At 40.7% G+C, this 11,744-nt stretch carries 11 protein-coding genes; all 11 read right to left on the reverse strand.

Translation table 11 applies throughout. The annotated features are described in order from the left end of the window. Positions 1-87: 87 nt before the first annotated feature. Complete coding sequence (locus FZ041_RS10415) at positions 88-1,332, reverse strand: Coenzyme F420 hydrogenase/dehydrogenase, beta subunit C-terminal domain (RefSeq protein WP_149189497.1); 1,245 nt, start codon at positions 1,330-1,332, stop codon at positions 88-90. Positions 1,333-1,334: 2 nt separating this feature from the next. After that, complete coding sequence (locus FZ041_RS10420) at positions 1,335-2,876, reverse strand: lipopolysaccharide biosynthesis protein (RefSeq protein ID WP_149189498.1); 1,542 nt, start codon at positions 2,874-2,876, stop codon at positions 1,335-1,337. Further along, positions 2,869-3,972 carry a polysaccharide pyruvyl transferase family protein gene (locus FZ041_RS10425; RefSeq protein WP_149189499.1) on the reverse strand — a complete coding sequence of 368 codons (1,104 nt, stop codon included), beginning with the start codon at positions 3,970-3,972 and terminating at the stop codon, positions 2,869-2,871. The genes FZ041_RS10420 and FZ041_RS10425 overlap by 8 nt, the downstream gene beginning before the upstream one ends. A 20-nt stretch (positions 3,973-3,992) precedes the next feature. Further along, positions 3,993-4,949 (reverse strand): glycosyltransferase family 92 protein, encoded by a 957-nt coding sequence (locus tag FZ041_RS10430; protein ID WP_187626363.1) that lies wholly within the window; start codon positions 4,947-4,949, stop codon positions 3,993-3,995. A 16-nt stretch (positions 4,950-4,965) separates the two neighbouring features. After that, the gene (locus FZ041_RS10435; RefSeq protein ID WP_149189501.1) at positions 4,966-6,132 is read right to left on the reverse strand and encodes a nucleotide sugar dehydrogenase; all 1,167 of its coding nucleotides are present in this window, start codon (positions 6,130-6,132) and stop codon (positions 4,966-4,968) included. Between the two features lie 29 nt (positions 6,133-6,161). Then, the gene (locus FZ041_RS10440; RefSeq protein ID WP_187626364.1) at positions 6,162-7,211 is read right to left on the reverse strand and encodes an acyltransferase; all 1,050 of its coding nucleotides are present in this window, start codon (positions 7,209-7,211) and stop codon (positions 6,162-6,164) included. Positions 7,212-7,290: 79 nt separating this feature from the next. After that, on the reverse strand, positions 7,291-7,701 hold the full coding sequence (locus FZ041_RS10445; RefSeq protein WP_149189503.1) for a sugar 3,4-ketoisomerase: 411 nt from the start codon (positions 7,699-7,701) through the stop codon (positions 7,291-7,293). Positions 7,702-7,725: 24 nt separating this feature from the next. Continuing rightward, entirely contained in the window at positions 7,726-8,712 is a 987-nt protein-coding gene (locus FZ041_RS10450; RefSeq protein WP_222931156.1) for a GNAT family N-acetyltransferase, read from the reverse strand. A gap of 27 nt (positions 8,713-8,739) precedes the next feature. Continuing rightward, positions 8,740-10,134 (reverse strand): glycosyltransferase family protein, encoded by a 1,395-nt coding sequence (locus FZ041_RS10455; protein WP_149189504.1) that lies wholly within the window; start codon positions 10,132-10,134, stop codon positions 8,740-8,742. Between the two features lie 123 nt (positions 10,135-10,257). Beyond that, a complete protein-coding gene (locus FZ041_RS10460) occupies positions 10,258-11,346 on the reverse strand; it encodes a DegT/DnrJ/EryC1/StrS family aminotransferase (RefSeq protein ID WP_149189505.1) in 1,089 nt (362 codons plus the stop codon). A gap of 27 nt (positions 11,347-11,373) precedes the next feature. After that, the coding region (locus FZ041_RS10465; protein ID WP_304621481.1) for a DapH/DapD/GlmU-related protein at positions 11,374-11,744 on the reverse strand (371 nt) is incomplete at its 5' end.

Consider the following 11,744-nt stretch of genomic DNA (forward strand, 5'->3'; position numbering starts at 1 on the left):
CCTTCTCCAAAACCTTCTTTTATCTGTAATATCATCATTTATGTATAAATCACTAACTCATCAAACAATCGCAAATCCGACTGACTGTTAATAAAATAACCAGCCCCCTATCTTTTGCGCCAAACGTTTATTTTTGAGTAAATTAGCTAGATTGTATAACAACATCAATAAGCTATAACGTTTTCCATAGCGCAAGTACTTTCTAGCCACAAAATCAAAACCATGCTTATGATAGTCTTCCCAAAAATCATCTCGTTTTGCAGGTCTTTTTATTGGCCTATTTAAATGTATTTGATAGTTTCTTGCCACAGATTCCTGCTTTTTATCCAAGGCCCTGAATTTTATCAATTTCTTTACTATATTAATCCCCTCACCTCTGCCAATAAGCAAGGAACATCCCTTGGGAAAATCCAAATCTACATCGGTTTCTTCAATACCCCAAAAATCAGCTAATGTAATATCTGCAGGCTTGCTATCAGTACAATAAGGACAGTTGTAGCAGGCCTCCCGCAGACACAAATCTGAAAAGAATATGTTCAACCACAATTGGGACTCCAAACTAGTCCTGTCAGCAACGACGCAACTATGAACAACTGTTTGTTTATGTCCACTATGAACAAACAGTTGTTCATAGTTTTTGAGCATGAATCTCAATCCCCATCCCTGCCGCTTGCTTCTAAAATAATGTTTTACGCCTTTAACGCCCTTGCTTTTCTCATAATTCTTCACATATTCCTTATGCATAAGATTCGAGGGCACACCATGGCAAATCAAGTCCATGGTAATCAGATTCTCCGTTGATATTTTTGCTGCTGCTAAATAATTCAGTAAACCATGCGTCTGACAGGATGTGCCGCTAAAGACTACATTTTTCCCAGCTGAAAGTTTTTCACCAATCTCCCGTAAAACATTCCCCATATCGCTCTGTACATATTTCGAACCTCGCATAGCGGCAATATCTTCTTCAGCCTGAGATACAATATGTCGCACATAGAGTTTTTCATCCATTACACAGCCGCATACATAGGGATCATCTACACTGCTAGCAATTGCAGAAAAAGCTCCTCCTGAAGTACTTTTAACCAATACAGTATCATCTTCATGCTGGAAGGCATAGAACTTATTCTCTCCCTCCCGGCCCTTCCAAGGGTGCAAGGCAGGACAAACCTTCGTACAAGCGCTACAGTTCACACATTTTTCTTCATCCACGGCAGGCACCATAAATCCTTCTGCATCAGCCTGCATATGAATGGCCCCCAATTTGCAAATAGCCATACAGGCCGTACAGCCAAAGCAGGTCTCCCGTTTCACTTCCGCGACGTTCTTAATCACAATCACTCTCCTTTAACTCGCCTTAATTTCTCCAAGACTTTGCCCATAGGAAAAATCTTTCCTACCAGCTGCCGTTCCTCCCTATTCAAGCCCAACAGCAAAATAAAAATACATGACAAGAGTAGACAACCAATACTATGCCCTGCTAGTTGCCCCAAATCAGCTGCATCAGTAAAAAAATTATATCCCGTCCCCCAAGCCAGCAACGTAACTAAGCCCACAGGAATATACACCTTGATAAAATATTTGCGTCCGCTAAAAGGATACAATCGCTGAAACGTATACATCCGCAAAAATCCCATCAACAGCGATATAAAAATTCCAACGGCAAAGGGCAGCCAAGGTTCCCGGCAGATAACCAACAAACCATAGGACAGCGGCAGATTCATCAGGCTGGCTCCGCCTACCACGATTTGGTAGAACTTCATTTTTCCCACAGCATGTACTGCCGTACACAAAGGATCAGTTAGTGCCGATAGTAAAGCATCGATTAGTACTAATATAGCAAAAAGGTCCGTATGTGCCGGCGGCGTTCCCAACCACATCTCCAATACATAGGAAATATTGAGCATCAAAGGCAATGCAATGACAAAAAGCAGAAAATAAGATATTTTCGAGGAAATAACCAGCATAAAGCGAAACTTCTCCGCCTCTCCCAGTGCATAAGTCTTCATGATCTGTGGATCAACCGCCTTCATGAAGTTCTGTGAGAAGGACATGACCACCGCATTGATGTTATAGGCAATCCCCCGGGCCGCATTTACCGCTGGGCCAAAAAACAAATTGATGATGATATTGACGCCCTGCCCTTTAAGAATTTGTGCCAAAGCACCAATGATATTCCAATTTATGTATCCCAAAACATCTTTGTATTCACTGCGCTTACTATATATATGCACCGTCAGCTGCGGATATTTGCCCAGACAATACCACAGGAAAAATCCCTGCACCGCCAAGGTTACTCCAAATAGCAGAATTGAGTAGATAATCAACTTATCTCCTGCAAATGCCAGCAGAACATAAACAATGCCCAGTTTAGCCAGCCCCTCAAAGACTGATACCAACGCATAAATGGACAGATTCTCATCTGCCACCAATAGTGCCTGCAAAGGCGAACCCAGCATTACCACCAAAAAACTTATAATTGACAATTCGTAAACAACCAGCGCCGCCATCATGCGACCAGCTGGGATGGTCATCTGCGTGGTCAAAAACCAAAGGCCACCTGTTTCACAGAGAATCAGTACAAGCAGGGCAAAAACAGCAATAATGACCAAAATGAGCGAAAACGTCTTGTTGACTGTTTTCCAATCATTTCTGGCCAGGCTAAGGGCAAAATATCTCTGGGCAGCATTTACCATGGTTCCCGAGAAGAAGGAAAAGAGTCCCACAAAGCCACCAACTACATTGTAAAGGCCGTAGTCCTCCACCCCCAAAACCTGCAAAACCACCCGCACTGTAAACAGAGATACAAAAACTAGAAATATCATACGAAAATACAGTGCCAGCGTATTTTTCGCCACGCGTTTTGCATTGTCAGCCATTAACCTTCAACGACTCCTTCAGATACTCCATGGATTTTTCCCGCATTACGGCAAACTTGGCATTTATGCGACTGTAATCCCAATCCCAATCTGCCTTATCCGCAAAATCAGTCATTTCCACCAACACCTGTCGCAAATCCAGATAATCAATCAATGATGAAGCTTTGTCCAAAATGAATTGCGTAGGGCTAAATATCAACCGCTTCTGAAAGATAAGACCAAAGAGCAACCCGTGATAGGTGCAGGTAAAGATGGCCTTAGCATGCTTGAAATAGCCACACCAGGCAAAGGGCGAAAGCCTCTCCTGACTAATATTCACATCGCACCAGTCAAAAGTATCATCTAAGCTGTCCAAACATACCAGCTTCAGATTATGACTGTCAGCATACGCCCTTGCCCCGTTAATCAGTTCCGTGGTAAAGCTGCTTCCGTAAACCACGATATAATCCTCAATATCAGGCTTGACGAATTTCTCATCATTCGCATCCATCAACAGCGTTGGATCAAGCACAACCAACGCATCTTTCCCCGTGTACTGCTTTACCAATCTTGCCGAATTTTCATCCCGCACGGCTATAGCCCCCATCTTCTGCAAACCATCCACCACATAGGCTGGTGGCACACGATCTGCCTTCACCGTACCAAAGCTGGGCGCATAGGCTACAACCTTTCCAACCTGCATATGATTACCAAAGACAAACTCATCCTTCCCAAAAGACTGTTGGCTGTAATCCCAAATAATGTCACTACCTAAGACAACTATATCAAACTTTTCCTCACAGATTGACTTATCATTCAGCGTTTTTGTATGGGGAATTCTAGCAAAATAATCCAAAAATACTTTTAACTGCTCTCGTTTAGACCAATTCAACAATCTCCTGCATAAATCCTTATAAAAACGAGGATTTATAAGCCAGAATCTATGCGGTGCATAAAACAGGCTATAATACACGTCATAATGAACTTTGTTAATGTAAGCAATTTGTAATACATCATCATCCGGCCGCAGTCCGCTTATCACCTTCTGTAAAGCATACGCCTGCATAAAAGCCCCATAATTAGGCACAAACCAAGATGTTAAAATTCCAATTTTCAATGTTTCCTCCTACGAGCACGTCATTTATATCCATTAAGCTTTTTCTTCAACAAAATTATATATTTAAATATATGATAATCTGCTTTAGCACTCATCAATTCATGCTCCCAAAAATATTGTTCATCATGCATATCTTTATGCACACCACCACCACGTTTTTTCTTTTCACCATATTCCTGATAAGACTTTATCACATAATGGTTTATCTGAGCCGGCATGTCATCAGTTGGAACTGGATTTTCTCCCCATGCACATACTTTATCAAATACGTTGACTGGAGGTAGTACGTGGTTACCAACACGAGCCCAACGATGATGCATATGCTGATTTCTCGGCAAATCATCCGCATAATCATAGGCTGTATTAAAAAACAATTTACCTATATCAGCATATTTCTTCCAACACACCGTAAAATCTTCAGTTAATAGATTTTCGTTATTTCTATATAAATGCCCTGAAGACGTAAAATAAAGCCAATAAATGAGCACCAATGGACGCTTTGTAAACTTTGCTAGTAAATCTTTTATATTATTGTCATGATTAGGTACTACATATTCGTCTAAATCAATATAGCCAATCCAATTAGTTTCCTCACTATATTTTTCTGCACAATCAGCAAAAGCTGCCATTTGTCCTTGTGGTATAGGCCAATCGGTAAGTGTAACAACGCCCTTCTCAATATAAGGGTTAAGAATTTCCAAATAATTATCTTTAGAAAAATTATTATATAAATAGAAATGGTCAACACCAATTAACAAGTGATACTCAAGCCATTCTTTTAGATAAGCCCCTTCATCGCGAAAAATAGCACAGATTGACACCGTATATTTCTTTTGTCGTATCTTAGGCGCAGTCCACCAATACATGACCTTATAATATGGAGATGCTACCTTTGCCAATATCCATTTAATAATAAATTTTATTGATAGCTTCTTGGGTGTATCAAAAATCAAATACTTACTCTCTCGAAATTCCATACTTTGCCTTTCCCTGTCAATCACGACTAAAAAGATCTCTAGTGAATACTTTGTCCCGTACATTTGCCAATGTTTCATGCCAACGATTAGCAACTATAACATCACTGCGTTTTTTAAATTCATCCAAATTCTGTACTACTTCAGAATGAAAAAAGTCATCTGTATTTAAAGTTGGTTCATAGACAATACACGGTATACCTTTCGCCTTTATCCTTTTCATAACACCTTGAATAGCACTCGCACGGAAATTATCCGAGGCAGTTTTCATTGTCAACCGGTATATCCCCACTACTTTAGGATTTCTCTTTAAAATTTCTTCAGCTATAAAGTCTTTACGCGTCCGGTTAGCTTCCACTACTGCTGCAATTAAATTTTGCGGCACATCACGATAATTCGCTAATAACTGCTTCGTATCCTTAGGCAGACAATAACCGCCATAGCCAAAGGATGGATTATTATAAAAATCTCCAATTCTCGGATCAAGACTTACTCCTTGGATAATCTCCTTGGTATTCAACCCTCTCGCCTCTGCATAAGAATCCAACTCATTAAAATAAGCAACTCGCAAGGCCAAATATGTATTAGCAAAAAGTTTAATAGCTTCTGCTTCGGTAGAGCCCGTAAACAATATTGGAATATTTTCTTTCACTGCTCCATCAGCTAATAATTTGGCAAAGGCTTCAGCCCGCTTTGATTGTTCACCTACTATAATACGTGAAGGATATAAATTATCATGCAGCGCCTTACCTTCACGCAAAAACTCCGGTGAAAATATTATATTATCTGTATGATACTGTTTACGTAGCTTTTCTGTATATCCAACAGGCACGGTAGATTTAATAACCATAGTTGCCTTATCATTTATATTCAAAACTTCCTCTACTACAGTTTCAACCGATGATGTATCAAAGAAATTTTTCTCCGGATCATAATTGGTAGGTGTGGATATAATCACAAAATCTGCTCTAGCAAAAGCATCTTGCGGGTCTAGCGTTGCTCTAAAATTCAATTGGCGATTACTTAAATAATCAGAAATATCCTCATCAACGATTGGCGACTTTCCTCGATTAAGCATCTGCACCTTTTCTGGCACTATATCCAAAGCTACCACTTCGTTATGCTGTGCCAACAAAACACCATTCGATAGTCCTACATACCCAGTACCTGCAATTGCTATTTTCAAACTTTTACTCCCTCCTAAAAACCGACCATCTATTTACGTAGAACACTATATATTTTTAAATACATCCATGCCAACAATAAAGATAATATAAATGTACAAAAAACGCTAATCAGTATTCCCCAAAAACTATTCCATTGCCATATTTCACATTTTGCTTTCTGCAACACTTCTAAAACAAATTTATGTATAAGATAAACTGGGAATGTTAACACCGATAATCGAAATAGATTTATTTTAATCCGGATAAATGCAAAACCAACAAAAACCAAAACTGCTTCTATTACCATCAGCGGTGCCCCCGCCGATGAAACCCATACATTTCTCAGCTCACCCGTTGCCAAAACATATTCGTACAGCATCATGCCATTACCAGCGCCTATCAAAAGAGCACAGATTAAACATATCGCAGCTACAAAATTATTTTTCTTACTTAGCAGTAAATCATACAATATATATCCACTTACCACATATCCCATATAGCATGCTACTAAGCCAATATTCCAAGATGTCCCTATATTAATATCCAGAAAACTAATCACACACCATAATGAAAATATCGCACCGTACTTTCGAAAACAATTTACAGTTGTATACTTACGTATCCTAACCAACAATGGAATAAAACAGTATATCCCCAATAATGTGTACATAAACCATAGAGGATGCCCATGCCAACCTGTTACTATATATTTTGCAACAGAGACTATCCCTACTATACCTTCTTTTCCTAAAGCCATTTTCACTAGCGATATTCCCACATACCAAGAAATATAAAAGATGGTAAAAACAAGCAAAGGAATACCCAGTTTACCTAGTGAATGCTTATAAAAATACCTACAATCCGCATTTTTATCATTACTAATCAAAAAAGCTCCACTTAACATAAAAAAAATTGGCACAGCCACAGACACCAAAGACCAAACTACGCAAGAAAACCATAAATCATTCTCCTGTGGATGACATATATAATAATCAGTTGTATGATTACATATTACTGCTAAAGCTGCTATTATTCGAAGTAAGTCATAATTATTCTGTCTGTCTGTCTGTCTGTCTGTCTGTCTGTGAAATTTTGACACAATCCATTCTTTTAATCAACCTCTTTCACTACAACCTAGCCGATAAAACATCATCTTCTTTCCTCAACCAACCTATTAATCAATTCGCCATCTCCTTAAGATAATCATCGTAATTCCGAATATATTCGCCACCATCATAATGCGTGCTGGCCAGCACTAACAGTACCGAATCCGAAGAAAACTCATACATATCTTTCCATATCATCTTGGGAATATATACGCCCATCATGGGCTTATCCAAGGAAACCACAAACTCCTCCTTTCCATCCGTAATGCGCACCTTGCTATGCCCCGCCACGTTAATGAGTACAAACTCCGATTCCCGATTGGCATGTTGTCCCCGCACTACCATAGAATCCGAATCATAAATGTAAAATACCCGTTTGATATCAAAAGGGATTGCCTGTGCCCCTTCGATAACCACTAATTTTCCTCGTTCATCCCCTAAATTACTGAATTGCAAGATGGGGCATTTTTCTTTCAATGTCATATGAACTACTCCTCATTTATATTGTCAGGTTATATTCCATCTATAGAAATCATGCACCACAGCCCGGGCACCGAAGCCTTCCTTTTGGCCAATAAGGCCCTTATTCAAGACTCTGCCCTGCTCCTCATTGGATGTACCAAAATCAAAATACTTATACCCAGCGTACGCTTCCTTCAGTAGATGATCTATTACCCTGTCCAAAGCACCCAATTCTCTGCCCTCTGGAGAATTAGCCAAATACTGCGTATGAACCACATTGCGATTAACAAAGACAAGCGCCCCTGCCAAAAGTTCTCCCTCTCTTTCCCCCACCCACAGGTGAATATTATCGGGAAATCTATCAGCTAACAGCTTCATCTCCTCAGCCGTATGAACGGCCTTCGCTTGATGATATTCAGCCAGTACACGGTTTTCCAAATCCATAAATGCAGCAAAGTCTTGGCTTTCATGTACATCAATATTGCTTTTACGTCCTCGAGCCACCATCCACTTACGCCCTTTTTGATACTTATAGGGTGTGGAGAGAACCACCGCTGTGGACACATCACGGCGGAAAAGCTGGGCATCATTGCGCCATAGAGCATAGCGGTCTTCTTCCGCGGGATACTGATTATAGATATAAGGAATACATTTATAGATAATTTCCTTTATCCCTAATCCTTTGATAACCCCCCTAACCAATGCAAAAATCTCCAGCATCAGCTCCACAGTCATCTTGCTATCTACCACAAAACCACCAAAAGTAAGCCCGCCATGACTTGTAAGTATTCCATCCTTTGTAGATGCTGGCAGCAATGCTACGATGTTATTTTTCTCATTAAGGATAATCAGTGAACAATCAGCAAATCTATCACTGTGATATTCCATATATTCCCGTATGAACATAAAATGTCCATTACGAGCATTCTTTACAAATTCGTTCCACTTTTGGTGAAATGTATCATCATAGCGGTACACATTATAAGAGTGTCCCCCAGTATATGGGGGTGTTTTGTCTTTATCACTTTCCAAAGGAAATCTATGCCTCCTAATTTTATATTAAATTTTATGTTTACCAATGAAATTTTTTCCAAGTTTGGATATACCATCCTGTAAGGTCAACCAAGTCCATATAAAGATTTCTGGCAGGTAATGTCTGTATAGCCATATATTTTTCTGGGCCACTATCATGCGATAACAATCACCGCGTTGCCAGTTTTCCTTGTACACCTTTTGGAAACTCGCCACATCCACAGCCTGATATTTGATGCCATAATCCGTATAATCTTCCGTAAGCAGCTTCTGTAAATTATCCTGAAACTTATCAGGTGTTATTACCGCCTCTTTCATAGGCATATCTAAGTCACGACGATATTCCTCATCATTGATATAACGATTGATACTCCTTACCATCTCATCCCGGGACAAATAATACACACCATCATCGCTAAGCAGAATACCGTACGCATCATCATCATGTATCAAGGTAAAGGGAACCTTTCCCGCCAATGCCGCATACTGAAGCATCAAAGCCCCAGACACGGGATATGTATTGAGATACACATCAACCTTCTCCAATACTTGATACAAGTCACTGCGTTCAGCCGTAAAAGTCACCCGTCCAGGAAATTTCTGTTCCAAGGCCTTAAAGGCCGGAACTCTTTTATTGCCTGCATACCAAAAAAGGAGATTTGGATTTGCCGTTAAAAGTTCTGCTACAATCTGATAAAATGTGCTCTCCTTGTCCACCGTCTTGTAGATACTGCCACCAGAAAACATCACCTTGCTTCCATTTTTCCTATCAAACGGAAAACCTTGGAATTTGGCTTCTTTATCCACCGTAGGATAATAAGGCAATTTCCGCAGCTTTTTCTTGGGGATTTGCCGCAAGGCATGGGAAATATACGCCCCAAAGTCACGGAACTCAATGCAGATATCAAAAGCATCCATGCCAAGCCAATATGCGTGATCCGTCAGATTCACTTGATAACGCCGAAATCCGGCAGGCAGATTCTGAAAAGCACCTATCCCCGTCACATCATGTGGCGTTGTATAAAGGAAATTATATGTCGCGCCCCATGCGATAATATGTCTGGTCAATGCCTCATACTGACTGATAAAATCCCCATGCGGCAAGAAAATGGTTTTATGTCGTCCCATTCCCACGATTTCATTTATTCGTGTCAAGGTTGACTGCACACCATCATAAGTTATGTAGAGGATTTCATAGCCTAACTTGTCAAGTGCCTGCAGATAAATATATGCCAGCCCCCGATTTCCTAGTCCAAAGGCGTCATACCATAGCACCCGTTTACTGTCTGTAGCTTGACGCTTATTCTCCCTAGGCAAGTATGACAACAACGATTGCCATACCTTTTCTAGTTCGCCATCCAAATAATACTGATTATATTGGTAGGACATATTTGCTTGCAGGGAAACAATACGCATGGCCAAGGCAAGATTCCCCGCTGCAATACAGTGCCTTATAAGCAGCAAATTCTTCTGCCTGATTTCTGAAAAAACTTTTCCTTTAATAATTTCTCACCACCATGACAAGTCAGTTCTCTCGAATCCTCTTCACACAGAAAATTCGTTTATAGCATCAATCACTGCCGTCTGTTCCTTTGACGTCATACCGTTATACATAGGCAGGCTCAACACTTCATTGGCATACCTCTCTGCAATTGGATAGTCGCCAACTTTCTTCCCCAGATATGCATATGCCTCAGAAAGATGTGGTGGAATTGGATAGTGAATCAGCGTCTTGATTTCCCGCTCCGCTAAAAATGCCTGCAGTTCGTCCCGCTTATCCGTGTGAATCACGAACTGATGCCAAGTGGAATCAGCTCCAGTACGAATTTTCGGCAGTCTTACATGAGGATTTTTTATCTCCTCCATATATCTATCCGCCAAACGGCAACGTTCCGCATTGAATTCATCCAAGTGGCTGAGTTTTACCCGCAAAAGCCCTGCCTGTAATTCATCCAATCGGCTATTGCTGCCAACCACTTTATTGTGATAGTGCTTTTCACTGCCATAGTTACGGAACACCTTGAACTTCTTCGCCAGTTCCTCACTATTTGTGATAATGCATCCCGCATCTCCAAATGCTCCGCATCCTTTAGTTGGATAGAAACTGAAACAACCTACATCCCCGAAAGTACCCACAGTCTGTCCCTGCCATTTATTACCATGACTCTGCGCACAATCTTCTACTACCTTTAGATTGTATTTGTTGGCAAGCGCCATGATTTTCGTCATATCACAGGCTTGACCATAGAGATGTACAGCCAGAATAGCTTTCGTTTTATCTGTAATTGCCGCTTCAATCTTATCTGCATCGATATTGTCATACTCATCGGGTTCAACAAAAACTGGCGTAGCCCCATTGATGGTAATGCCCATCACACAGGCAATATAAGCATTGGAGCATACAATGACTTCATCCCCCGCCTTGATATCCAGCAAACGGAAACTGATCCACAATGCATCCAGCCCACTAGCCAGACCTACAGCATACTTAGCTCCAATATAGTCAGCCCATTCCTGCTCAAAAGCCTCAACTTCCTTCCCCAACACATACCAGCCAGACCGCAAGACCTCCAGCGCTTTATCTTCATATTCCTTGCTATGCAGTTCAAACTGCCGCAACAGATTATTTGCCATTATCACAGAATCTATCCCCTTTCAAAATCAAACCCGCAACCACTTTTTCGAAGTTTTATCCCATTGCTTTATCACCTTTGCCGGGCTCCCTACAGCGATAGAGTTTTTGGGGATATCATGTGTTACCGTACTATGGCTACCGATAATGCACCCTTCACCAATGGTAACGCCTGACAATATCGTTACAAATTCACCAATCCAACACCTATCGCCAATCTCTACACACTCTCCCTCAGTCAAACGCCTATCAGCTGGCAGACTATCAGGACTATCACATTCATCACCACGATATACGCCATGATTGTGATCAGTGATATATATCTTGCTTCCCATCAGTACGTCATTACCAATAACAACACGATGAGTGCAGCCAATATGCACATATTCACCTATATTCA

Origin of the sequence: Pseudoselenomonas caprae (assembly GCF_008271345.1) — a bacterium.
Classification (GTDB): domain Bacteria; phylum Bacillota; class Negativicutes; order Selenomonadales; family Selenomonadaceae; genus Selenomonas_A; species Selenomonas_A caprae.